The sequence below is a fragment of the Amycolatopsis coloradensis genome, assembly GCF_037997115.1.
In the GTDB taxonomy this organism is placed as follows: domain Bacteria; phylum Actinomycetota; class Actinomycetes; order Mycobacteriales; family Pseudonocardiaceae; genus Amycolatopsis; species Amycolatopsis coloradensis_A.
Genome location: NZ_CP150484.1, coordinates 1,449,015 through 1,472,296 on the forward strand (window position 1 = coordinate 1,449,015; position 23,282 = coordinate 1,472,296).

Sequence of the window (23,282 nt, forward strand, 5' to 3'; positions counted from 1 at the left end):
GGTGCCATGGCGCGCAAGGCCAAAGCCGTCGAGGGCGAAGGCAGGTTTACCCCGAAGAAGGCGAAGAACGCCGTCGCGGTGGCCAAAGTGCTCGGACCGGCCGTACTGCCGGTGATCGCGCCGTACGCCGTTCGAGCGGCGGGTGCCGCGCGAGAGCTATACGACCGTTATCAAGCGAAGAAGCTCGGCGTCGCCATCGACCAGCTCGGCGAGTACAGCGGACGCGGTGCCGCGCTGCACGCGCGGATCGCGGGGCTGACGCAGGGACTCGCGGAGCTGAAGAGGTCGGCGAAGGCGACCGACGCCGACGCGGCCTTCGCGAAGGACACCCAGGGGACGCTGGAGCAGCTTTCGGCGACCGTTCGCGCTTCGGAGCGGATGCCCGCCGCACGGCGGAAGGCGGCGCATCGGGCCGTGGCCGGGGAGCTGGACCAGCTGGAGGGAAAGCTGCTGCACCGCCTCGGGATCTGAGCGAGCTGAAGGGAGCTTTCCCCGCATGAGATGCGAGGAAAGCTCCCTTCGCCGCGTGTGATGCGGGGAAAGTCCCCTTCAGCCCCCGGCTAGGAGATGAACCCCTTCTTCTTCATCCACTCGTAGGCGACCTCGCCCTGGTCACGACCGTCGACGTCGACCTGCTTGCACAGCTCGATCATCTGCTCGTTGTCGAGGGCCGCGGCGACGGCTTCTAGCGGTCCCCGCAGTTCCGGGTGCTGCTTCAGGAATTCCGTCCGCAGCGTCGGCACGGCGTTGTACTGCGGGAACGCCTTCTTGTCGTCTTCGAGGACGCGAAGGTTGAGCCCGGCGATCCGGCCGTCGGTCGTGAAGATCTCGCCGATCGGGCAGGTCCCGCTCGCCACGGCCGAGTAGATCGTGCCGATGCCGAAGTTCTTGATCACCGGGTTCTGGAACCCGTACGCCCGCACGGCGGCGGGGAAACCGTCCTGGCGGCTGGTGAATTCGGTCTCCAGGCAGAACACGTTCTGATCGGGCTTCCGCTTCAGGAATTCCGCCAGGTCCGACGTCGTCTTCAGGTCGTTCGCCGCGCCATAGGCTTCGGTGACAGCGAAGGCGTACTGGTCGTTGAGCGGCGAGTAGTTCAGCCAGGTGACGCCGAACTTCGCCTCGTCCGCCGCCTTCGTGGCTTCGTACTGGGCTTGTTCCCCGCCGGGGACGGGGAGTTCGTTGCCCTGGTAGTTGATCCAGCCGGTGCCGGTGTACTCCCACGTGACGTCGGTCTGGCCGGCGAGCAGCGCCTGCCGCGACGAGTTCGAGCCCTTGATGTCGGTCAGGTCGACGACGTCCGCGCCCGCCGCGGAAAGCGCCATCTCGGCCATGTAGCCCAGGATGATGTTCTCGGTGAAGTCCTTCGAGCCCACCGTCACCTTGACGCCCTTGAGCGACTCGATGGGCTGGATCGAACCGGGTTCGATCTTGTACGGCAGCGCGGTGTTGACCTCCAGCCCGCACGCGGAAAGCGTGCCGCACAACAGGACCGCACCGAAGATCGCCTTGAGTCGCATGTCAGCGCAGTCCCTTCGGTCCGAAGAACTGTTCCGCCACCGCGCCGAGCCAGTCGACCAGCAGCGCCAGCGCGACGGCGAGCACCGAGCCGGTGATCAGCACCTTCGTCAGGTTGAGCTTGTAACCGGTGTCGATCAGCAGGCCGAAACCACCGGCGTTCACGAACATGCCGAAGGTCGCCGTGCCGACGGCCAGCACCAGCGAGGTCCGCAGACCGGCCAAGATCAACGGGATGGCCAGCGGGAACTCCACCCGCCACAGCACGCCGGACGCCGACATGCCGATACCGCGGCCGGCGTCGATCAGCGCGGGCTCGACCTGCTGCAGGCCGACCATCGTGTTCCGCAGCACCGGAAGCAGCGAATAGAACGCCAGCGGCAGCGCCGCCACCCACAGCCCGCCGGTGGCGCCGGTGACGATGAACCACAGCACCAGCACACCGAGCGCGGGCGCGGCCTGGCCGATGTTCGCGACCGCCAGGAAGACCGGCGCCGCCCATTTCGCCCACGGCCGCGTGACGAGCACGCCGAGCGGCACCGCCACGGCGACCACGATCGCGGTGACCACGACGGTCATCGCCAGGTGGTCGCGCAGCGCGGCCAGCAGCCCGGCGGCGTTGAGCGTTTCCTTCTCCGTCGCGGTGAGGTCACTGGCGAAGACCCAGATCAGCACCCCGGCGACGATCAGCAGCACCGCGGCGGGCTGGGCGAACAACCGGACCCGTTCGGCGCTTCTCGACGAGGACTCGGTGGAGAAGCCGGTATCGACGGTGGCCGTCATGCGGTCACACCTTCCGCCGGGCTGTCGTCGGAGTGCTCCTCGCGCAGCTGCTGGATCGTCGAGATGACGGTGTCGAGTTCGATCGTCCCGGCGTACTCGCCGCGCGCGCCGGTCACCGGGACGCTGCCGCCCTCGGCGAGCATGGCTTCGAGCGCGTCCTGCAGGGTCGACTGGAGGCTGACGTAGTCGCGCAGCGGTTTGCCCGCGGTCGACAGCGACGTCGCCTTGGTCAGCTCGCGGACGTGCACCCACCGCATCGGACGGCGGCGCTGGTCGAGCACCAGCACGAAATGCTTGCGCTGCTGAGTCAGCTTCTCGCGCACCGAGGACGGCGACTCGCTCACCGTCGCCGTCAGCGCGTCCTGCTTCAGCTCGACGTCACGGACCCGCAGCAGCGTCAGCTGCTTCAGCGAGGCGCCGGCACCGACGAAGCCGGCGACGGTGTCGTCGGCCGGGTTCGCGAGGATCGCGTCCGGGGTGTCGTACTGCAGGATCTTCGACTGGTTGCCGAGCACCGCGATCTTGTCGCCGAGCTTCACGGCCTCGTCGAAGTCGTGGGTGACGAAGACGATGGTCTTCTTCAGGTCGGTCTGGAGCCGCAGCAGTTCGTCCTGCAGGTTGCCGCGGGTGATCGGGTCGACCGCGCCGAACGGCTCGTCCATCAGCAGCACCGGCGGATCCGCCGCGAGCGCCCGCGCGACGCCGACGCGCTGCTGCTGTCCACCGGACAGCTGACGCGGGAACCGGTCGCGGAAATCGGCCGGGTCCAGCCCGACCAGGTCCATCATCTCCTCGACCCGGTCGTTGACCTTCTTCTTGTCCCAGCCGAGCAGCCCCGGCACCACGGCGATGTTCTGCGCGACGGTGAAATGCGGGAACAGCCCGGCCTGCTGGATCGCGTAGCCGATGCGACGGCGCAGGGTGTCGACGTCGAGCTTCAGCGCGTCGTCGCCGCCGATGGTGATCCGGCCCGACGTCGGCTCGATCAGCCGGTTGATCATCCGCATGGTCGTGGTCTTGCCGCAGCCGGACGGGCCGACGAAGACCACGATCTTGCCGGCGGGCACCACCATCGAGAAGTCGTCGACCGCGGGCTCACGGGTGCCGGAGTAGCGCTTCGTGACGTTCTCCAGCTCGATTTCGACGCCGGATACGGTTTCAGGAGACTCAGCCACGGACACCCCTAGAGACGGTCAAACGGTTGATCAGTACGTAAACGGCGTCGAGGACCAGTGCGAGGACGACCACCCCGAGCGTCCCGGTCAGTGCCTGGTTGAGGGAGTTCGTGCTCCCCGCGTTGGTGAGGCCGGAGAAGACCTCCGAGCCGAGGCCCGGTCCCTTCGCGTAGGCCGCGATGACCGCGATACCCATGAGCATCTGCGTCGCGACCCGCATACCGGCGAGGATCGCGGGCCAGGCGAGCCGCAGCTCCACCTTGGTCAGCACGCCGAAGCGGCTCATGCCGATCCCGCGCGCCGCGTCGCTGACCGCCGGATCCACGCCGCTCAGCCCGACGATCGTGTTCCGCACGATCGGCAGCAGCGCGTAGAGCACGAGGGCGATGACCGTGGTGTTCGCGCCGAGGCCGAACACGGGAATGAGAAGCCCCAGGAGAGCGAAGGAGGGGACGGTGAGGATCGTGCTCGCCAGCGCCGTGGCCACGGCCGACCCGATCGGGCTGCGGTAGACGGCGACGCCGATCACCACGCCGAGGACGGCGGCCAGGATCGTGCACTGCACGACCGCGCTGACATGGAGGAGCCCTTGGAGGGCGAGTCTGTCCCACCGATCCGAGATGTACTCGAAGAGATTCATCGCGTGCTGGTTCTCCCGCCGCCTCTGGGTGAGACTCCTCACCCATTCGGAGTAGCTGTATCGGGAGCCTGACTACCCAAAAGCCGCGCGGTCAAACCCCTGTTTACCGCCTTTTATCCCGTCAACCTTCCCCATTCGGCCTAAATGGGCAAACGCACGCGCTGGTCCGGCGGTGTCTTTCCCACTGCTCACCAGCCGGGAGGAGATCGACCACTCGGACGTACGTCGAATACCCTTCACCCGTGAGTAAAGGCAGCCATCACCGAAGCGCGTTACGCGCTGTGCGTGGTGGCTTGCTCGGCGTGAGTTCCGCGGCGCTGGCCGTGACCGCGCACATGATCGGGGACGGCGATCTCCCCGATACGGCGATGACGTTGTTGCTCACCGTGCTGATCGGCTGGAACGCCGCCGCGCTCGCCGAGAAGGCGCGCGGGCCGCTGGCCACCATCGTCGACCTAGGCGCCGGTCAGGTCGTGATGCACCTCGTGCTCAGCTCGTTGAGCAGCCACGAACCGCACGGCGAACCCGCACTCCTGTCGGGCGGCCTCGCGATGACCGTCGCGCACGTCGTCGCCACGCTGATCACCGCGTTGCTGCTGGCCAAGGCCGACGGACTGCTGCTCGGCGTCCTCGCCTGCCTGCGCGCGCTGGTCCCGTTCATCCTCAACGCACTCCCGGTACCCGCCGCGATGGCGTCCCCGGTGCTCGCCCGTCCGGCCGGACCCGGGCACCTCGTCCGCGTGGACCTCCGCCGCGTCCACGGCAGGCGTGGCCCACCACTGTTCTCCTGAACCCCAGCTCATCCCCCGTAATCGGCGCGGTCCCCGAACCCGCCGTCTCATTCACGTTCAGGAGTTCTTCGTGTCCAAGCACGTCTTCAAGCGCGCCGGTTTCCTGGCCGCCACCGTCGGCATCGCCGGCCTGCTCTCGGCCGGGGTCGCCTCGGCCCACGTCACCGCCAACGTCTACGGCCCCCAGCCGTCGAAGGGCGGCTACGGATCGATCTTCTTCCGCGTCCCCAACGAGGAGAAGGACGCCGGCACCATCAAGGTCGAGATCACCGTCAAGCCCGAGTACGCGCTCAGCTCCGTGCGCGCCAAGCCGCTTCCCGGCTGGAAGGCCGAGGTCGTCAAGTCGAAGCTGCCCGCCCCGGTGACCACCGACTCCGGCACGCAGATCACCGAGGCCGTCACCAAGGTCTCCTGGACCGCGGAGCCCGGCACCAAGATCGCCGCCGGATCGACCGAGTTCCAGGAGTTCCAGATCAGCGCGGGTAAGTTCCCGACCAACGTCGACGCGATCGAGTTCCCCGCCACCCAGACCTACGAGAACGGCAAGGTCGTCGAGTGGAACCAGCCGACCCCGGCCTCCGGTGAGGAGCCCGAGCACCCCGCGCCGACGGTGAAGCTCGCCGAGAAGAGCGCTGACGGACACGGTGGCGGCCACGGCACCGACACCAAGGCCACGTCCGAGGAGTCGCACGCCGCGTCGTCCTCTTCCGACAACACCGCCCGCTGGCTCGGCGGCGCCGGACTGGTCGTCGGCGCGCTCGGCCTCGGCGTCGGCGCCGGTGCCACCCTGCGCGCCCGCCGCGCCACCGCCGCTTCCGGCACCAGCGACACCGAGGGAACCAAGTAAATGCGTAAAGCGATCGTCGCGCTGGCGATCACCGGGGTGGCGTGGCTCGCCACCGCCACCCCGGCGCTGGCGCACAACGTCCTGATCTCCTCGGACCCGGCGAAGGGCGCTTCGATCGCCGCCGGGCCCGCGAAGATCACGCTCACGTTCGACCAGTACGTCCAGAACGCGAACGTCAACCAGATCGCGGTCATCGGACCGGGCGGCGGCCAGTGGGCCGAAGGCCAGGTCGAGGTCCGCGACAGCGTCGTGACCGTGCCGCTGCGGCCGCTCGGCCCGGCGGGCGAGTACAAGATCGGCTACCGGATCCTGTCCGCGGACGGGCACGCCGTGACCGGCGAGGTGCCGTTCACGCTCACCGCCGCGGGCACCGGGACCCCGGCGAGCGCCGACGCGGCGCGCAGCAACGCGGGCCAGACCGAGACGGCCCCGGCGACCGGCGGCGAAGGCTCGTCCGGGGTGCCGATCTGGGTGTGGATCGCGGGCGCCGTCGTGCTGCTCGCCGTCGGACTGACCGTCGCGCTGCGCACCGGCGCGGGTGACAAGGAGAAGAGCGGCTCATGACCCAGGCCGAGACCACCTCGCGTGCCCGCGTCGCCGTCCTGTTCTGCGTGGTGACGGCGGGTATCGTCGGCGCCCTGATCGGTGTCGCGCTGACGGCCACCGCCCCGGTCCCCGGGGTCGCGCAGGTCAGCGAGGTGGTCTCGGTCTCGATCCCGATCGTGCGGGTGCTGCTGGACATCTCGGCGGTCGCCACGATCGGGCTGGCGCTGCTTTCGGTGCTGGTCGGCTACGACCGGCCGAAGCTCTCCGAGCCGATCATGCGGATCGCGCGGCCCGCGAGTGTCGCGGCCGCGCTGGTCTGGGCGACCACCGCGCTCGTCGCGCTGATCCTGCAGACCGCCGAATACCGCCCGGGTTCCAGCACGCTGTCGATGTCGGACGTCGGCGGCTACATCGCCGACGTCGGCGCCGGGAAGGCGCTGCTGATCGTGGCGGTGCTGGCCCTGCTGCACGCGGGACTCGGCGTCCTCGCCCTGAAACACGGCGAGAAGGTGCCCGCCGAGGTCCGCGTCGGGCTCGGCCTGTTCGCGCTGCTGCCGCTGCCGGTCACCGGGCACGCGTCGAACTGGAACTACCACGACTACACGATGATCTCGATGGAACTGCACGTGATGAGCGCCGTCGCCTGGACCGGCGGGCTCGGCGCGATGGCGGTGCTGCTCGTCGGGAACCGGACCCTGCTGGCGCACGCCCTGCCGCGGTTCTCCAAACTCGCGACGCTGTGCCTGATCCTCGGCGCGGCGACCGGGCTGTTCAACGGGTTGATCGAGATCTCGCTCAACCCGTCGCTCGGCTTCTGGGAAGGCGTCTTCACCACACCTTACGGGCAACTGGTGCTGCTCAAACTGTTGTGCACCGGCGTGATCGCGAGCCTCGGCGCGTACACGCGCTGGAAGCTGATGCCCCAGATCGTCCGGCACAACCGGACGGCGCTGGCCGCGTGGGCGACGCTCGAACTGACCGTGATGGGGCTCGCGTTCGGCTTCGCCGTCGTCCTCACGCGAGCCCCTGTCGTGCCGACCACCTAGTTCGCCGGTGGTTCGCCACGACCCTCAACTGTCCACAAGGGACACCAAGTCTGCCCCGTGTGCCCGATATGAGTGCTTTGCCCAGGGTTCGCGAGTGGCGATGATCGTTCTAACCCTCTTTGCCACTCACGACCCCGAAGCCGAACTGTACATATCAGAATAAATCGGGCATTCAAGCGGCGCGGGATGTCCCTTGTGGACTCTCTGAGCAGGACAGGATCACCGGCCGGGCCGAAACCACGCCACCCCCGGACACCTCATCCCCTAGTGAAGCCGGCCGACACAGCCTGCACGACCGGGGTCCGATCACGCCGTATTCGCCTCACCCCTCAGTTCTCCACCGCGTATCGCAGAAGCACGACGCCGTTCTCGAACGCGGTGACCTCGATCGGCTTCAGCTCCCGCCGGTCCTGGAAGACACGCGTCCCCTCGCCGCGAGTCACCGGGCAGACCATCAGCCGGATCTCGTCGACGAGGCCCGCGTCCAGCAGCGACCTCATGAGGGTCGAGCTTCCCCACAGCCACAGGTCCTTGCCGCGCTGTTCCTTGAGCTCGCGACGGTGGCGGCGGGGTCGCGCGTTACGGTCGCGGCGGGGAAACCGCCCCAAGGGGCGTCGTCCAGCTTGGACGACGCGACGAACTTGGTGAGGTTGTCGAGCTTCTCGCCGTACTCGCCCTGCTCTTGGGCGTGCGGCCAGTAGTCCTTGGACATCGCGTAGGTGTTCGCTCCCAGGATCATCGTGTCGACCGAGGCCGCAGTCCTCCTCCGCGGCGATGTTGTCGACGGTGACCCACTGCTGAACGATGAGCTTGCGCATGTCCGTCCCTCCGGTTCGCGCGGCCACTCCGGCCGCGTCCGCCCCGGGGACGAAGCCGTCGAGCCGGTCTCGACATCACCCGCGCGACTTTTCGCGAGCTGTTACACGCCTTGCTCCATCCGGCCGCATTTGACCGATTTCGCTGTCCTCGCCGGACCTACGCCGGGATGCTCTACGCGTTCGCTGGGGTTAACCCGAAGAGGGGATGGTAGATGGGCGGCCCGTTGCCGGGTGAAAGTGAAGTCAGCACGCCACAGGTACCGCGTCAGCGATCGGCGGTGAAACTCACCAGGCAGGTGAGTTCGGGCCCGCGTCAGCTCCCGCCCGCGCCCGCGCATTTCACCAACCGCACGGCCGAGCTCGCGCTGCTCGAAGAACTCCTGTCCCAGGACGGCACCGACGGGCCGGCGGTGCACCTGATCAGCGGCCAGGGCGGGATCGGGAAGACGGCGCTGGCCACCGCGTGGGCCCGGCACCTCGGCGACCGGTTCCCGGACGGGCACCTCTGGGCGGATCTCGGCGGCTTCAGCGCCAACGGTCCGCTCTCCGCGAGCGAAGCCCTCGGCCGGTTCCTCCGCGCTTTGGGTGTTCCGCCGGAAGGGCTGCCCGCGGACGTCGAGGAGCTCACCGCCCTCTACCGCACGACGACCGCCGAACGACCGTTGCTCGTGCTGCTCGACAACGCGGGTTCGACCGAACAGGTGCTGCCGCTGCTGCCCGCCGGCGGCGAAAGCCTCGTGATCGTGACGTCGAGGCGCCGTCTGGGCAGGCTCCAGACCGAACATCGCGCGCGGCTGGTCGAGCTGGCCCCCTTCGGTTCCGCGCACAGCGCCGAACTGCTGGGCCGCGCGGTCGGCGCGGAGCGGGTCGGCGCCGAAGCCGCGCAGGCGCGGGCCATCGCCGACCTGTGCGGCGGCCTGCCGATCGCCCTCACCACGGTCAGCGCCAAGCTCGCGGGGCGGCCGAAGATGTCGCTGGAGAAGATCGCCACCGAGCTGGGGAAGGAATATCGTCGACTGGCCACGCTCTCGACGAAAGAGGCGCAATCGGTGGAAGCCAGCTTCAACCTCTCCTACGACGAACTCCCCTCGGACGCGGCCGCACTGTACGCGGCGCTCGGCCTGCATCCCGGACCCGACTTCGGCGTCGGCGTGGCCGCGGCGTCGATCGCCGTCCGCGAGGAGGTCGCCGAAGACCTGCTGGACCAGCTCGTCGACGTCGGCCTGCTGATCGACCGCGGCGACGACCGGTACACCTTCCACGACCTCGCGCGGCTGCACGCCAAGGAGAAGACGGCGGGCAACGAGTACGACCGCGACATCGCGGTGCGCCGCATGCTCGAGTGGTACCTGCACACTGCGTCCAAGACCACCGCGATGACGGTCCCCGACCAGGACCCGATCCCGTACCGGTACGAATACCGGCCGCCGACGCCGGTCTCGTTCGAGTCCGCCGACGAGGAACTCGCCTGGCTCGAACGGGAACGCGAGAACCTCATCGCCGCCGTCGAGACCGCCGAAACGTGGCAGCTGCCGGAACTCGGCTGGCAGCTCGCCGCCGCGATGTGGCCGCTCTTCCTGCTGCGCAAGCACTATCCGGACTTCCTCAAGGTGAGCCAGGCAGGCGTGCGGTGCGCGCGGGCGTGGGGCAACGCCTCCGCCGAGGCCCTGATGCACAACCGCAGTGGAGCCGCCTGCCGCGGCACCGGCCGGTACGACGAAGCCGTCGCGCATTACGAGGCGGGCCGCGAAGCCGCACGGAAGGCCGGGAACGAGGTCGTCGAGATCCGGTCGGTGGAAGGGCTCGGCCTGGTCGCGCTGGCGCAGGGCAGGCTCGAAGACGCGGTGACGTGGTTCACCGAAGACCACCGGCTGAGCGAACGCCAGAACCGGACGCACGACGTCGGGCTCGCGCTGATCAACCTCGGTTCGACCCAGCTCAAGGCCGGGCGGCCGGATCCCGCGATCGAGCACCTCACCCGCGCTCGCGAGGCACTGGCCGCCGATCCCTACAACGTGGCCCGCGCCCGGACCGAACTCGGCCGTGCCCTCACCGCGGCCGGGGATCTCGCGGCCGCACGGACCGAACTCGAAGCGTCGCTCGCCACCATGGAGGCCAGCGGGTCGCGGTTCGAGGTCGCCAGGGCGCTGTCCGCCTTCGGCGAGGTCGCCGAGGCGGAAGGGAACCCCGAGGAGGCTAGGCGGTTCTACGACCGGGCGTTGCCCATCCTCGTCGGCCTCGGCCGCCCGGAGGCTGACGCTCTGCGCACGCGACTGGAGCAGCTCTGACCCGGTGGCCCCAATCGGTACCCGGCGACCGGGTGAGCTCGCCGCGCCGAATGACGCAGCGTAGTTGCAAGTTGCACATTCGGGGGAGCATTGGGTCAGGAGAAGTGATTAGCCCGGGCGAATTCGTCACCGATTGATCGGCGAATTCGGACAAGCGACGAACGGTCATTCGCCGTCGGCGAATGCACGTGCAGACGCCTTTCCCGGGTGAGTCACCGATACCGGTTCCAGCGTGCCCCGGTGCGCCCGTCCCGGAGATCGTTCAACCGTTTCCGCAGTTCATCCCGCACGCTGGGATGACTGCGAAGAATCGGGAGAACACTCGTCGTGAGCTTGAGTTCGCGGATGGCGCGCAGTACCGAGAAGCCGGACCAAGTGGTCACGTCGAATCCGTATCGCTGCGCGAACACGCGATAGCGGGCGGGTGGATCACCGAACCGTTCACGGCCGACGGCGAGCGGCGTCAGATCCCATTCCGGCGGCCCGACACAGGACGAATCGAAATCGCACAGCACCGGCCCGTCCGGCCCCGGGATCACGTTCCCGGTGTGCGCGTCCCCGTGGACCAGGCCGCGGGGCAGGGGGAAGTCGAGGTTCGCGAGCGCGGCTTCGAGCTCGGCACAGCGTTCGAGCAGGAACCGCCGGTCGCCGTCGTCCAGTTCCTCCGCGTCCGAAACCCGGGCACGGACCGCGGCGACCGGCGCCCATTCGGCGAGCCCCTCCGGCGGTTCGAGCGCGTGGACCCGGCGCAGGAGCGCGGCGAGGTCGGCCGCCTTCGCCTTCCGGCCCGTCCCCGGCACCTTCCACCAGACCGTCACGAGATGTCCGCCGACCGGCAGTGGCTGGTCAAGGCCGGGAACGAGGCGGATGGCGGGCACGTCGTGCCGTTCGAAGTGCCGCGCGACCCGCACGACCGTATCGACGCGATGCCGCAGCCGGGTGGAGCCGACGATCCGGACGACGAACGGCGCGCTCGCCAGCTCGTAGACGGCGTTGTTGGTGAACCTCAGCAGGCGGGCACCTTCGGGGTCCACACCCAGCAGATCGCACGTCCGCCCGAGGGCGTCGCTCAGGATGGCGGGCGTGAACCGGCCGCCCGGGCCGATCGGCTCAGGCGGCGTAGAACGAGTTGAGGCGGTCGGCGAGGTCACGGGCGTCGGCGTTGTTCCGGCGGCGTTCCGCCTCGACCTGCAGAGGTCGCATCCGGTCCTTCACCCGCTCCGATTTGATGCCCTCGGCGCAGTCGATGGCCTTCGAACCCACCTTCGCACCGTGGTCGAGGTCGCCTTCGAGCAGGTGGTTCGTCGCCAAGGCGCTGAGCATGAACGTCTTGCTGCGGGCCATGTCGTCGGTGTAGGCCTCGACGGCCTTGGTCAGCGCCGGGATCGCGTACTTGGTGTGCTCGACGTTCTTCTCGGCGAGCACGGTGTGCACGGTGCCGATCATGGCGTAGACGTCGGTCTCGGTGAAGAACTTGACCCAGGACTCGGCCTCGGCCAGATCGGCGCGGGCGAACTCGTCCTTGCTCCGGCCGAGCAGCTTCGTGGCCTGCTCCTCGTTGCCCATCATCGCGTAGGCCCACGCCTCGTTGGCGCAGAGCACGGCGACCGCCAGCTCGGAGCCCGATTCCTGGGCGGCGATCTGGCCGAGCTGGAACAGTTTCAGCGCGTCGTTGGGAGCGTCGTTGTGCAGGTAGACCCGGCCCATCCGGTACAGCACGTTGGCCACCAGCGGGTGGCTGTCGCCTTGTTTGGCCAGGTCCAGCGCGTTCGCGAAATGGCCGCGCGCGGAATCCATGAGCCCGGTGTCGAAGGAGGTCCACCCGGCCAGGCTGTGCAGGTCGGCGAGGGCGACGTACAGCCTGCTCTTGACCATCTCGGTGCCGGTGGACTCGAGCATCTGCTGTCCCCAGGACAGCTGGGCGACCACGGCGTCACGGCAGAAACCGCCGCCGTACTGGTAGTCGAGGGACCGGAGCGCTCTGGTGGCGGCTTCCACTTGACGGACGTCGGTCATGCCGATCCGCCCGGGGGCGGGCGTCTTGGCGGGCCCCGCCGACCACGTACCCGATTCCGGACCGAACACCGCCGCACCCATCGTGACCTGGGCGGCGTGCGCGAGGAACCTCCGTCGCTTCACGGACTCGTCCTCCTCCGCCTGCTTGCCGTCGGCAGCACCGACGACCTTTATCGCTGTCGCCTCGTCATAGGCGAGACCCATGTATCCCCTGGGGACACCAAGGCCGTCAGCGATGCGGGTGAGCACGTCGTACGCCATCACCTGGCGACCTTTGAGGATCTCGGACACCTCGGACTGCGACTGGCCGGTCATCGCGGCGATCTGACGCTGCGAAACACCGTGCTTGCGCAACAGCCGGTACACGGAGGAGATCTCCCGTGTGGCCAGTGCGGCTCGCATCTCCGGCTGCTCCCAGGCATCCGGCGGCACGGGGTGACTCTGGCGACTCGAACCGCTTACAGCGTCCGAGCCGGCGACAGCGCCGCTACCGATACTGGCGTCCATTGCGCCCCCTCACAGTTCCGTTGGGGTCGAGAAACAGCGTAGGCACACCTATTCAACCGTGCGAAACATCGGATCGCCCGTCGTGATCGGCCCGGCAGAAGTCGTTTGACCGCTTACCGTGAAACCTCGTCCGGTCACCGCTATGACGGCGGTTCGACCTTCTATCGCACTCGGTTTCACATCACTGTAGTTGTCAGATCTCCGTGACCGACCGGCCACCGGCAGCGATCACAGAGAGCTACCAAGTCTCCGAACCCCCGCAAGGGTGCGGACACGCGGATACGAAGACGACGTGGAACGAGAGAGCGGAGAAGAGCCAGTGGAGTTCGTGGACTCGATCGCAACAGGCTCCATCACCGCGGGACGGCCCGGTATGGCTATGCGCCACCTGCGTGCGGCCGGCCCCGTCGGTCAGCAGACGGTCGCCAACCGTCCGGTCTCCCCGTCCGCCCCGGTCGACCCCCGTACCGCGAGTGTGCGCCGTTACGAAGGCGGACAGCTGGTCTGGCGGGTGCAGTGCGGCGATCTCATCAGCCGTGAACGCGCCGTCACCGTGTTCGTCGAAGACAACCAGGTGGTTCTCGTCTCGCCGCCAGGAGAGACCGCGCGCCTGACGTCCGGCCAGCTCGGCCAGCTCAGGGCAGCGCTCAACGAAGCCGCCAAGATGGCGGAAAGGTAACGGTGAATTCTCCGTGGATCAGGTCCTAGGGCAAGTTCTCCGCAACGCTGTTTGGGAACGCCTCGACATGCTCTCCGATCTCGCGACCAGGGCCGACGCGCAGTCGCTCGTCTCGGTAGCCCGCTCGGAGCTCCCCCGCCTGACCGAAGGCTGGCGCGCGATGCTCCAGGCGCACGAGCCCGACGAGCGCGGGGACTGCCCCACCTGCTCGACCCGCTGGCACAAGTGCAAGGCCCCCTGCTCGGTATGGCAGGTCGCGCACGAGCACCTGGTCGCCGGTGGCCTCGCCCCCCAGCAGACCGCGGCCACCCAGGACCACCGGCGCGAAAGCCGCCGCCGTGTCCCGGGGCAGAGCAGGGTCAGCGCGGCTGAAACGACCGGCAGGCACGCGCTGGTCACCCCGCGCCGTCCCGCCATCGGCGGCGTGCACGCTTAGAAGAATCTTGAGAAAACACAGCTTGAAAGCCGGGCGAGTGAACGGCGGTCCGAGCGCCCCCTCGGCAACCACGCCACGATCTCGCCTCCGCCGGCAGTGGTTCGCGCGTACCCCCGAACGCGACGAGCCGCTCTCGGTAATCACTCCGGTCCCCACCGCGATTAATCGAAAATTATCGGCAGAACACCTAGCGAAGGCAGTAATCGGTCGCTAGGTTGATGATCACAAACGCAGCGCGATACCTGCCCCGGAGCGCGCTGCCATCCCCCGAACCCCGCGGGCCGGTGCCGTTGCACTCCCCTCCCCCGACCGGCACCGGTCCGCGGTCTCCAACGTTCTAGCGGACGCCCTTCACCCGCGTGACCAGCACCGCGGCGATGACCGTGGACAGCGCCGAAGCCGCGAAGAGGCTTGAGTATCCGCCCAGGTAGGCCAGGATCGGCGCGGTCAGCATCGGCGCCACCACCTGCGGCAGCGAGTTCGCGATGTTGATGACCCCGAGATCCTTCGCCCGGTCCTGCGCGGCGGGCAGCACCTGGGTGAGCATCGCCAGCGCGACGGCCATGTACGCGCCGAAACCGACACCCAGCAACGGTGACGCCGCGAGCGCGGCCGTCCAGTTCTGCCAGACGACGAGCAGCGACGCCGCGACCGCCATCACCGCCGAGGCCGCGAGGACGTACGGCTTGCGCCGTCCCGACTTGTCGGAGAAATGCCCGGCGACGAGCGCGCCGACGACGAGCGCGGCACCGTAGAGACCCATCATGATCAACAGGCCGGTGTCCGGATCCTCGTAGTGCACCGCGTCCTTGAGGAAGAACAGCAGGTACAGCGTCCCGAACGCGTTGCCGAGGTTGATCATGAAGTGGCAGGCCCACGCCCAGGCGAAGTCCGGATGCCCGCGCGGGGAGACCCACAGGTTCGCGAGCACGTCCCGGGTCCGGGTGGACGGGCGGAACGCGACCGGCAGCCGCGCGTCCGGCGTGCGCAGGACGAACGCCGCCGCGCCCGCCAGCACGATGGCCGCGCACACCGCGTATCCCAGCGGGAGACCGGCGAGGTCGAGCATCACCACGACCACCACCGCGCCGAGCACGGTCCCGAGCATCTGCGCGATGCCGACGAGCCCGCCGACCTGCGCACGCTGGGGCACGGGCACGCGGTCCGCGATGGCCGAGACCAGCATCGCGAGCATCCCGTTCAGCCCAGCCTGGACCAGGCACCAGCCGAGCACCATGACCGCGACGTTCGGCGCGAACGCGAGGACGAGCAGACCGGCCGCGGCGACCGCCGCACCGGCCGCCGTCCACGGATGACGGCGGCCGCGAGCGGAGCAGGTGCGGTCCGACAGCAGGCCGATGGCCGGGTTGGCGATCAGCGCGACGACCGCGCCGATTCCGGTGACCAGGCTGAACACCGCTTCTTTATTGGCGGCGTCCAAAAGCTCGGCCTGCTTCGGCAGGAGGACCTGGATGGGCGCGTAAACGCCGAGCCAGAGCGCGATGTTCGCGAAGAACAGCAGGCTCATCCAGCCCGCGCGGACCCTGGTGACCGGTTCCGCGAGCGCCTCGGGCAGCTCTCGGACCTCACTCATGGCGGATCAGATCCCGGTACCAGCCGAAGGAGTCCTTTGGCGTGCGCTTCTGCGTCTCGTAGTCGATGTGCACCAGCCCGAAGCGCGGCTGGTAGCCCTTCGACCACTCGAAGTTGTCCATCAGCGACCAGACGAAGTACCCGCGGATGTCGACACCGGCGTCCATCGCCTCGCGCACCGCGACGAGGTGGCTGTCGAGGAAGTCGATGCGCTCCTGGTCGTGGACGTGCCCGTCTTCGGCGACGACGTCGTCGAAACTGCACCCGTTTTCGGTGATGTAGACGGGCGGGAGGTGCTCGCGGTAACGGTCGTGGAAGCCGACGAGAAGATCACGCAGCCCGTGCGGGACGATCGGGGAATCGTTGGTGGTCATGGGATATCCCTCGATCGCGCGAAGCTCGAAGGGCAGCGGATTTCCTTCGCCGGGCGCGGCGACGCCCTGCGGCTCGTAGTAGTTCACCCCGTAGAAGTCGAGCGGCTGCGCGATGGTGGGCAGATCATCGGCGAAGCCCGCCGGGAGATGTTCGACGACTTGTTCGGGATATCGGCCGAGGAGCACCGGATCCGCGTAAGTGCGATTGATGAGGGCGTCGATCCATTCGCCCGCGGCCTTGTCCTCCGGCGAATCGGAGGCGGGCCAGATCGGCGAATGATTGTTGGCCGTGCCGACGCCGCGGGCACCGGCGGCGCGGAGCGCCTGGACGGCGAGACCGTGCGCGAGATTCTGGTAGTGCGCGGTGGGCAAGGCGTCGAGCAGGAGCGTCTTGCCCGGGGCGTACTCGCCGATCGCGTAGCCGAAGATCGACATGACCATGGGCTCGTTGAGCGGGATCCACATTTTCACCCGATCGGAGAACCGTTCGCCCACGATGGCGGCGTACTCCCCGAAGCGTTCGGCGGTATCACGGGAAAGCCAGCCACCCTTGTCTTCGAGCGCCTGCGGGAGGTCCCAGTGGAACAGCGTCCCGGTCGGCGCGATGCCGGCGGCACAGACTTCGTCGAGTAATTTGTCATAGAAGGCAAGGCCTTCGGCGTTGGGCTTGCCTTCGCCGCCGGGCTGGATCCTGGGCCAGGCGAAGGACATCCGGTAGGCGCCGACGCCGAGTTCGGCCATCAGCGCGATGTCCTCGGAGTAGCGGTGGAAGTGATCGGCGGCTATTTTGGCGTGCTCAGCCCGCGCGATCTTTCCCTCTGTTTCGGTGAAAGTGTCCCAAATGGACTGTCCTCGGCCGCCTTCCCCGGTCGCCCCCTCGATCTGGAAGGCGGAGGTCGAAACACCCCACAGGAATTCGGACGGGAAGGTCGGATTCTCCACCGGCGGCACACCTTTCCTCTTCAGACTCGGCCGAACATGAAAAGTTCTCAGATACTATGCCTTCACTCGACCGGGGGGAACCCTGTCGGCACGATAAAGTCGCAGATCAGCGAAGGAGGAGCCCGAGTGTCCGACATCCAGGCCGCGAAACCCCAAGCGGAGACCACTCCGCTCCGGCGGCAGCCCGTCCAGCAGCGCAGCGCCAAGCGGGTGGAGCAGATGCTCGACGCCAGCGCCCAGCTGATCGACGAACTCGGTTACGACGCATTGACGACCACGCTGATCGCGAAGCGCGCCGGCGTGGCCGTCGGTTCGCTGTACCAGTTCTTCCCCGACAAGCGGGCCGTGGTGCAGGCGCTGACGCAGCGGAACCTCGAACGGTTCGTCGCCTCGGTGTCGGAAACCCTGAACGATCTCGCGCCCGAACACTGGTGGGACGTCGTGGACTCGATCCTCGACATCTACCTAGCGATGCACCGGGAGGTTCCCGGCTTCTCGAAGGTCCACTTCGGTGACGTCGTGGACCGGCAGCTCCTCGACGAGACCCGCGACAACAACGCCGTCATCGTCGACGCGCTCACCGACGTGCTTTCGGCGCGGATCCAGTCGCCGCCGGACGACATCCGGTTCGCGCTGACGATCGCGAACGAGACGGCCGACGCTTTGCTGAAGCTGGCCTTCCGGCGGGACCCGCGAGGGGATGAGCGGATCGTGGCGGAGGCGAAGTCGGTGGTGAAGGGATATTTGGCGAGCAAGTTCGGGGAGGCCTGAGGTCTCTTCGCTCGCCGGCTCCCGCTGGGCGCTAGCTCGCGTCCGCCGAGGTTCCCAATGTCGCATTTGAGTCGCTGAGCGTCCCTGATGCGACATTGGGGACGCTCAACTCGGCCCACCTGGTGCCGAAGGACGCTTTCCCCGCGTCCGATGCGGCGAAGGACGCCTTCAGCCCACTTCTGTCCACTATGGACGCCCGGCGGTGCTGCCGGACGCCACGACGGCCCCCTCTGAGACGCTCAACGTCCACAAGGAGGCCTTCGCGTTACCGGTGGATCCCCCATTGCTCCATTCGTGTCCACCGATGCCCGATCCCCGACCCCACCAGTCACACAACCCCCAGGAACCACGCCCACACAGCCCCTGACCTGGGCTTACCCGGTTATCCACATAACCTGTCCACACCCACCCACAGTTGTGGACAACCTCGTCCCTCACCCCTCGGATCCGCCGTCCCCGACACCCCCTCCCGATACGCTGGTGCGGGGCGCGCCCCCCAGGGATGGGTGGGGGGTGGGGTCGCGCGGGTCAGCCGAAGTTTTGGGATTCGCCTCGGTAGGTGGGGACGGTCCGGTCGACGCGGTCGCCGACGACGACGTGGTAGTGCGTAAAGCGTTCGGCGAGTTCGCCCGCCTTCGCGTGGCGCAGCCAGACGCGGTCGCCGAGCCGCAGGTGGCGGGCGGCCTCACCGGAGACGGGGGTCTGGACTTCGCCGGCGCCTTCGAATCCGAGTAGCGAGAGACCTTCGGGCAGGTAAGGCGTCGGGAGCCGCGAAGACTCGGCGGGGCCCGAAGCGATGTAGCCGCCGGAGAAGAGCGTCGCGACCTTCGGCGCCGGGCGGCGGACAACGGGAAGCGCGAACATCGCGGCCGGGCGCGGCGAGAAATGCGCGTAGCCGTCGAAGAGGGTCGGCCCGATCAGGCCCGAACCCGCCGCGATCTCGGTGACGGCCGCTTCGGCGCCGGTCGATTCGACGCTGCCGCTGCCACCGCCGTTGACGAATTCCAGGTCGGCCAAGGCCCGCACCGCGCGGACCGCGGCCGCGCGGCGTTTCGCGATTTCCACAATCGACTTCCGCTGCATCCAGCCGACGAGCGAGTTCTTGACGCCGCCACCCGCCGCGTCGCCGAGCCCGGCGATCTGACCTTCGTACGCCATCATCCCGACGAGCCGGAAACCCTTGCGGGACAAGATGGTCCGCGCGAGATCCGCGGCCTGCCTCGGACTGAAGACCGGCGAGCGCCGGGTGCCGACGTGCACCCCTGGCAGCGGCCGCCACGATGCGTCGAGCTCCAGGCAGACGCGGATTTCGGGATGCCCCTGCCCCAGCGCGGCATCGACCAGGTCGAGATGTTCGGGCGAGTCGACCATGATCGAGATCGCCGCCCTGGCCCGGTCGTTCGCCGCCAGCCGGCGGAGCGCGCCGTGGTCGGCGGTCGGGTACGCCACCACGATGTCCTCGGACGTCCCCTGCTCGACATGCCAGACGGCTTCGGCGAGCGAGTAGCACATGAGGCCTTCGAAACCGGGCCGCGCGAGGACCCGTTCGAGCAGATACCGGCAGCGCACGGACTTGCTGACCACGCGGATCGGTTTGCCGCCTGCCCGCCGCAGCAGGTCGGCGCCGTTCGCGTCGAACGCATCCAAGTCGACAACCGCGAACGGAGGATCCAGGTCCTTCGTCGCCAAGTCGTACACCGTCGCACTGGTCACCCGAACTAAGGTACGACAGAAGGGCTTGAAACGCGAATACTATTCACTTACTGTTTCGGCACTCGGACATCTCAAGGGCAGCAGCTCACGAAACGGGTGGCTCATGACACGGTGGAACAACTGGGCCGGCACCGCGTCGGCGTCGCCGCTGCGCGTGCATCGGCCGCGGGACACGGCCGCGATCGCCGAGGCGATCGGCCGGTCCGCCGCGGACGGACGGCGCCTGCGCCCGCTGGGCAGCGGTCACTCCTTCACCGCGATCGCCGCGGCGGATTCCGACGCCATGGACCTGACCGGCTGGACGGGCATCGCGTCGGCCGACGTCGCGAAAGGCCTGGTCACGGTCCGTTCCGGCACCACGCTCAAGCAGCTCAACGCCGAACTCGACGCGCTGGGCCTGGCGATGACCAACCTCGGCGACATCGACGCGCAGACCGTCGCCGGCGCGATCTCCACCGGCACCCACGGCACCGGCGCCCGGCTCGGCGGCATCGCCACCCAGATCGCCGCGCTCGAACTCGTCCTCGCCGACGGCAGCGTGGTCACCTGTTCGACGGACGAGCGCCCCGATCTTTTCGCGGCGTCGAGGGTCGGGCTCGGCGCGCTCGGCGTCATCAGCACGGTCACCCTGCAGTGTGAATCTTCGTTCCTGCTCTCCGCCCAGGAGCGGCCGGAACCGCTCGAAGAGGTCCTCGAAGGCTTCGACCGGTTCGCCGACGAGAACGACCACTTCGAGTTCTACTGGTTCCCCTACGGCAAGAACGCCCTGGTCAAGCGCAACAACCGGCTTCCGGCGGACAGCGAACGCCGTCCGCTTACCAAGCTGAAGGAATTCGTCGACTACGAGGTCACGGAGAACATCGCGTTCGGCGGCCTGTGCCGTCTCGGCCGCGCGGTGCCGAAACTCGTGCAGCCGCTCGGCCGGTTCGCCTCGAACATCCTCTCCGCCCGCGAGTACAGCGACACGTCGCATCGCGTCTTCGTGACCCACCGCGGCGTGCGGTTCGTCGAGTCGGAGTTCGCGATCCCCCGCGAAGCGCTGCATGACGTCTTCTCCGAGCTCCGCGCGTTCGTCCCGAAGCTGGAGAACCCGGTCGCGTTCCCGGTCGAGGTGCGCGTCGCCGCCGCGGACGACATCTGGCTTTCGACCGCGAACGGCCGCGACTCCGCCTACATCGCGATCCACCAGTTCGTCGGCATGCCCTACCGCGAGTACTTCGCCGGATTCGCGTCGATCGTCGGCGAGGTCGGCGGCCGCCCGCACTGGGGCAAGATGCACGACCTCGACGCCGCCACACTGCGCTCGCGGTACCCGCGCTTCGACGACTTCCTGCGGGTCCGCAAGGAGGTGGACCCGGCCGGGGTCTTCACGAACACGTACCTCGACCGGGTCCTCGGCACCGCTTAAGCCGTTTCGAACAAGGCGCTGACCGACTCGCCGTTGTGGATCCTCCGCATCGCCTCCGCCAGCGCGGGCGCGATCGACAGGACTCGCAGCTTCGGGCTCTGCTCCTCCGGCGGGATCGGCACCGTGTTCGTGCAGACGACCTCCAGCACGTCGGGCTGGCTGCCGATCCGTTCGAGCGCGCCGCTGGAGAAAAGGCCGTGCGTGCAGGCGACTCGGATCGAGCGCGGCTTCAGCTCGCGCAGTTTGGTGAGCAGCTCGATCACCGTGCTGCCCTTGGCGATCTCGTCGTCGAGGACGATCACGTCGCGGCCAGTGATCTCGCCGATCACCGAGCTGATCTCGACCCTGTCGTCGGCGAAGCGCTGCTTCGCGCCGGCGGCGACCTGAACGCCGAGCAGCCGGGCGAAATGCGCGGCCTCCTTGGCGTTGCCGAGATCCGGCGAAACGACGGTGGTCGCGGAGAGGTCGTACTGGCGGAAGTGCTTCGCCAGCTCCTGCAACGCGTGCAGGTGATCGACCGGAACGCTGAAGAAGCCGTGCACCTGCGGCGAATGCAGCGTCATCGCGAGAACCCGGTCGGCGCCGGCGGTCGCCATCAGGTCGGCGACGAGACGGCCGCCGATCGAGATCCGCGGCGCGTCCTTCTTGTCCGAGCGGGCGTACGAGTAGTGCGGCATGACGACGGTGATCCGCTTGGCCGACGCGCCCCGCGCGGCGTCCAGCATCAGCAGCAGTTCGACGAGATGTTCCTGCACCGGCCGCACCAGCGGCTGGATCAGGAAGACGTCGCGCTCGCGGCAATTCGCTTCGAGCTGGACTTCGAGACAGTCGTTGGCGAATCGCTGCACCTTCACAGGATGCAGGGGAACGCCGAGATGGGCGCAGATCTCTTCGGCGAGCTCGGGATGTGCGCTGCCGCTGAAGACCGCGATGTCCTCGCGCAAGGACCTACTCCGTTCAGTCAAAAGACGGATTACGTCCACACACTAAGGTTTCACAGAGCGGAAAAGGCCTGAGAGATAGCAGTATCACCCGAGATCGCTTCGAGAACGCGGCCCGCCGTCGACGGGGCGTCGAGCAGCGCGACGAGAATCGCGGCGACGTCCTGCCGGGGAATGGGCCCGCGTCCGGTGGATTCGGCGATCAGGACCTTGCCGGTGCCCTCGTCGTCGGTGAGCTGGCCCGGTCGAAGGATCGTCCAGTCGAGATCGCGGGCGCGCAGATCGTCTTCGGCCGCTTTCTTCGCCTTGAGGTAGATCCGGAAATCGTCCGGGACGTCCGCGGTCTCCCATTTGTCCGCACCCATGGAGCCGACCTGGACATGCCGCCGGACGCCCGCCCGCTCGGAGGCTGCCGCGAAGAGTTCCGCGGCCGCTCTGTCCACAGTGTCCTTGCGGGCGGTGCCGCTGCCCGGCCCGGCGCCCGCCGCGAAGACGGCGGCGTCGGCACCGTCGAGCATCTTGGCGACGGCGTCCACATCGGACTTTTCCAGATCGAGGACGACCGCCTCGGCGCCTGCCGCCTCGAGATCGGCGATGTGGCCGGGGTTGCGCACGATCCCCACCGCCTGATCACCGCGTGCGGAGAGCAGTTTCTCCAGTTTCAGCGCGATCTGTCCGTGTCCACCCGCAATGACTACTCGCATGGACCCGACCGTAGCGCGTTCAGTCCACTTCGGCAGGGAGCTCGGTCTCGCGCAGCAGCTGGTCGTAGACGATCTCGTTGACCAGGCGCGAGACCGGGTCCTCGTCGAGGATCATGCGCTCGCCGTGGCCCTCGAGGTCGAGGTCGGCGACCGCGTTGGGGTCGGCGGTGACGATGCCGAGCCCGTAGGCGCGGGCACGCGGCAGGCAGTTGCCGACGTAGTCTTCCGTCAGTACGGCAGGCGATGGGAGAACCATCGCGGCCTCGCCGTAACGTGCGAACGGAACCGCGGAGGCCATCGCGGTGCGCCAGTGCCGGGCGACCGCGAGGACGCCGATGATCTCGGCGGCCGGCGCGGGTGCGGTCGCGGCCAGCTCTGGCCATGTCCAGGTGTCGACGGTGGCGCGATCGATGACGGGACCCATGCCCATCGCGATGCGCTCGGCGTGCACGTCGGTACGGAGCCGGGCGACCACGCAGATCTTGCGGCCGAGCACGGTGGTCTCCGGCAAGACGATGCCGTTCCAGCCGAGCAGGGCCGCCGCCTTGCGCGAAAGCTCCCCGACGCTCGCGGGCAGTTCGATCGGCGGCACCACCCGGCTCGGCAGTGACCGGCTGCGCTTCGCGCCACCGGCGACCGTCGAGCTCTCCATGTTCGGTGTAGCCGCCACGTTCCGCCTCCTTCGAACCTGGTTTCCCTAGGGCTCTTCATCCCGTGCCACCTCGGTGGAAGCGGCACATGATCTG

24 protein-coding genes are annotated in these 23,282 nt (G+C 68.3%); 10 read left to right on the forward strand and 14 right to left on the reverse strand.

The features are described 5' to 3' along the window. Positions 1 to 6 precede the first annotated feature (6 nt). On the forward strand, positions 7 to 471 hold the full coding sequence (locus LCL61_RS06485) for a DUF6474 family protein (protein WP_340686006.1): 465 nt from the start codon (positions 7 to 9) through the stop codon (positions 469 to 471). A gap of 89 nt (positions 472 to 560) precedes the next feature. On the opposite strand, the gene LCL61_RS06490 is transcribed toward LCL61_RS06485, so the two are convergent. The 4 genes from LCL61_RS06490 to LCL61_RS06505 are packed head-to-tail and all read right to left on the reverse strand — an operon-like array spanning position 561 to position 4,116. Beyond that, positions 561 to 1,520 carry a glycine betaine ABC transporter substrate-binding protein gene (locus LCL61_RS06490; protein ID WP_340686007.1) on the reverse strand — a complete coding sequence of 320 codons (960 nt, stop codon included), beginning with the start codon at positions 1,518 to 1,520 and terminating at the stop codon, positions 561 to 563. A 1-nt stretch (position 1,521) separates the two neighbouring features. Next, the gene (locus tag LCL61_RS06495) at positions 1,522 to 2,301 is read right to left on the reverse strand and encodes an ABC transporter permease (protein ID WP_340686008.1); all 780 of its coding nucleotides are present in this window, start codon (positions 2,299 to 2,301) and stop codon (positions 1,522 to 1,524) included. Further along, a complete protein-coding gene (locus LCL61_RS06500; protein ID WP_425341982.1) occupies positions 2,298 to 3,482 on the reverse strand; it encodes an ABC transporter ATP-binding protein in 1,185 nt (394 codons plus the stop codon). Before LCL61_RS06500 ends, LCL61_RS06495 begins: the two co-directional genes overlap by 4 nt. After that, positions 3,469 to 4,116, reverse strand: coding sequence for an ABC transporter permease (locus LCL61_RS06505; RefSeq protein WP_340686010.1), 648 nt, complete (start codon positions 4,114 to 4,116; stop codon positions 3,469 to 3,471). Before LCL61_RS06505 ends, LCL61_RS06500 begins: the two co-directional genes overlap by 14 nt. Positions 4,117 to 4,418: 302 nt before the next feature. On the opposite strand from LCL61_RS06505, the gene LCL61_RS06510 reads away from it, so the two are divergent. The 4 genes from LCL61_RS06510 to LCL61_RS06525 all read left to right on the forward strand — a co-directional run bounded on the left by LCL61_RS06510 (position 4,419) and on the right by LCL61_RS06525 (position 7,346). Continuing rightward, positions 4,419 to 4,907, forward strand: coding sequence for a hypothetical protein (locus LCL61_RS06510; RefSeq protein WP_340688507.1), 489 nt, complete (start codon positions 4,419 to 4,421; stop codon positions 4,905 to 4,907). Between the two features lie 70 nt (positions 4,908 to 4,977). Next, positions 4,978 to 5,754 carry a YcnI family protein gene (locus LCL61_RS06515; protein WP_340686011.1) on the forward strand — a complete coding sequence of 259 codons (777 nt, stop codon included), beginning with the start codon at positions 4,978 to 4,980 and terminating at the stop codon, positions 5,752 to 5,754. After that, positions 5,755 to 6,318, forward strand: a complete 564-nt coding sequence (locus LCL61_RS06520) for a copper resistance CopC family protein (RefSeq protein WP_340686012.1) — start codon at positions 5,755 to 5,757, stop codon at positions 6,316 to 6,318. It abuts the gene before it with no gap. Beyond that, positions 6,315 to 7,346: a copper resistance D family protein gene (locus LCL61_RS06525; RefSeq protein WP_340686013.1), complete on the forward strand. Its 1,032-nt coding sequence runs from the start codon at positions 6,315 to 6,317 to the stop codon at positions 7,344 to 7,346. The genes LCL61_RS06520 and LCL61_RS06525 overlap by 4 nt, the downstream gene beginning before the upstream one ends. A gap of 329 nt (positions 7,347 to 7,675) precedes the next feature. On the opposite strand, the gene LCL61_RS06530 is transcribed toward LCL61_RS06525, so the two are convergent. Both LCL61_RS06530 and LCL61_RS06535 read right to left on the reverse strand, forming a co-directional pair. Continuing rightward, the gene (locus tag LCL61_RS06530; protein ID WP_340686014.1) at positions 7,676 to 7,846 is read right to left on the reverse strand and encodes a dihydrofolate reductase family protein; all 171 of its coding nucleotides are present in this window, start codon (positions 7,844 to 7,846) and stop codon (positions 7,676 to 7,678) included. Next, positions 7,843 to 8,085 carry a hypothetical protein gene (locus LCL61_RS06535; RefSeq protein ID WP_340686015.1) on the reverse strand — a complete coding sequence of 81 codons (243 nt, stop codon included), beginning with the start codon at positions 8,083 to 8,085 and terminating at the stop codon, positions 7,843 to 7,845. Before LCL61_RS06535 ends, LCL61_RS06530 begins: the two co-directional genes overlap by 4 nt. Before the next feature lie 357 nt (positions 8,086 to 8,442). Between LCL61_RS06535 and LCL61_RS06540 the strand changes: the two genes are divergently transcribed. Beyond that, positions 8,443 to 10,452 carry a tetratricopeptide repeat protein gene (locus tag LCL61_RS06540; RefSeq protein ID WP_340686016.1) on the forward strand — a complete coding sequence of 670 codons (2,010 nt, stop codon included), beginning with the start codon at positions 8,443 to 8,445 and terminating at the stop codon, positions 10,450 to 10,452. Between the two features lie 212 nt (positions 10,453 to 10,664). Here LCL61_RS06540 and LCL61_RS06545 read toward each other — a convergent pair whose 3' ends face one another. Together LCL61_RS06545 and LCL61_RS06550 are read right to left on the reverse strand one after the other, a co-directional pair. Next, positions 10,665 to 11,603 (reverse strand): phosphotransferase family protein, encoded by a 939-nt coding sequence (locus tag LCL61_RS06545; protein WP_425341983.1) that lies wholly within the window; start codon positions 11,601 to 11,603, stop codon positions 10,665 to 10,667. Next, complete coding sequence (locus LCL61_RS06550) at positions 11,563 to 12,870, reverse strand: helix-turn-helix transcriptional regulator (RefSeq protein ID WP_340688509.1); 1,308 nt, start codon at positions 12,868 to 12,870, stop codon at positions 11,563 to 11,565. The genes LCL61_RS06545 and LCL61_RS06550 overlap by 41 nt, the downstream gene beginning before the upstream one ends. A gap of 424 nt (positions 12,871 to 13,294) precedes the next feature. Here LCL61_RS06550 and LCL61_RS06555 point away from each other — a divergent pair, with 424 nt between their 5' ends. Together LCL61_RS06555 and LCL61_RS06560 are read left to right on the forward strand one after the other, a co-directional pair. Continuing rightward, complete coding sequence (locus LCL61_RS06555) at positions 13,295 to 13,654, forward strand: hypothetical protein (protein ID WP_425342034.1); 360 nt, start codon at positions 13,295 to 13,297, stop codon at positions 13,652 to 13,654. Positions 13,655 to 13,667: 13 nt separating this feature from the next. After that, positions 13,668 to 14,090, forward strand: a complete 423-nt coding sequence (locus tag LCL61_RS06560) for a hypothetical protein (RefSeq protein WP_340686017.1) — start codon at positions 13,668 to 13,670, stop codon at positions 14,088 to 14,090. Positions 14,091 to 14,427: 337 nt separating this feature from the next. Here LCL61_RS06560 and LCL61_RS06565 read toward each other — a convergent pair whose 3' ends face one another. After that, positions 14,428 to 15,684 (reverse strand): MFS transporter, encoded by a 1,257-nt coding sequence (locus LCL61_RS06565; protein ID WP_340686018.1) that lies wholly within the window; start codon positions 15,682 to 15,684, stop codon positions 14,428 to 14,430. Then, a complete protein-coding gene (locus LCL61_RS06570) occupies positions 15,677 to 16,999 on the reverse strand; it encodes a GH1 family beta-glucosidase (protein WP_340686019.1) in 1,323 nt (440 codons plus the stop codon). The genes LCL61_RS06565 and LCL61_RS06570 overlap by 8 nt, the downstream gene beginning before the upstream one ends. A 126-nt stretch (positions 17,000 to 17,125) precedes the next feature. Here LCL61_RS06570 and LCL61_RS06575 point away from each other — a divergent pair, with 126 nt between their 5' ends. Next, on the forward strand, positions 17,126 to 17,770 hold the full coding sequence (locus LCL61_RS06575) for a TetR/AcrR family transcriptional regulator (protein ID WP_340686020.1): 645 nt from the start codon (positions 17,126 to 17,128) through the stop codon (positions 17,768 to 17,770). Positions 17,771 to 18,298: 528 nt separating this feature from the next. Here the strand turns inward: LCL61_RS06575 and LCL61_RS06580 are convergent. Beyond that, positions 18,299 to 19,483 carry an amino acid deaminase/aldolase gene (locus tag LCL61_RS06580; protein WP_340686021.1) on the reverse strand — a complete coding sequence of 395 codons (1,185 nt, stop codon included), beginning with the start codon at positions 19,481 to 19,483 and terminating at the stop codon, positions 18,299 to 18,301. 103 nt (positions 19,484 to 19,586) lie between these two features. On the opposite strand from LCL61_RS06580, the gene LCL61_RS06585 reads away from it, so the two are divergent. Continuing rightward, positions 19,587 to 20,891, forward strand: a complete 1,305-nt coding sequence (locus tag LCL61_RS06585; RefSeq protein WP_340686022.1) for a D-arabinono-1,4-lactone oxidase — start codon at positions 19,587 to 19,589, stop codon at positions 20,889 to 20,891. On the opposite strand, the gene LCL61_RS06590 is transcribed toward LCL61_RS06585, so the two are convergent. Genes LCL61_RS06590 through LCL61_RS06600 form a run of 3 tightly spaced genes read right to left on the reverse strand, consistent with a single transcriptional unit; the run spans position 20,888 to position 23,206 of the window. Continuing rightward, entirely contained in the window at positions 20,888 to 21,835 is a 948-nt protein-coding gene (locus LCL61_RS06590; RefSeq protein WP_034309354.1) for a ribose-phosphate diphosphokinase, read from the reverse strand. The two genes, LCL61_RS06585 and LCL61_RS06590, sit on opposite strands and share 4 nt — an antisense overlap. Positions 21,836 to 21,885: 50 nt before the next feature. Next, a complete protein-coding gene (locus LCL61_RS06595; protein ID WP_340686023.1) occupies positions 21,886 to 22,536 on the reverse strand; it encodes an NAD(P)H-binding protein in 651 nt (216 codons plus the stop codon). Between the two features lie 19 nt (positions 22,537 to 22,555). Next, positions 22,556 to 23,206 carry a hypothetical protein gene (locus LCL61_RS06600; RefSeq protein ID WP_340686024.1) on the reverse strand — a complete coding sequence of 217 codons (651 nt, stop codon included), beginning with the start codon at positions 23,204 to 23,206 and terminating at the stop codon, positions 22,556 to 22,558. Between the last annotated feature and the right edge of the window lie 76 nt (positions 23,207 to 23,282).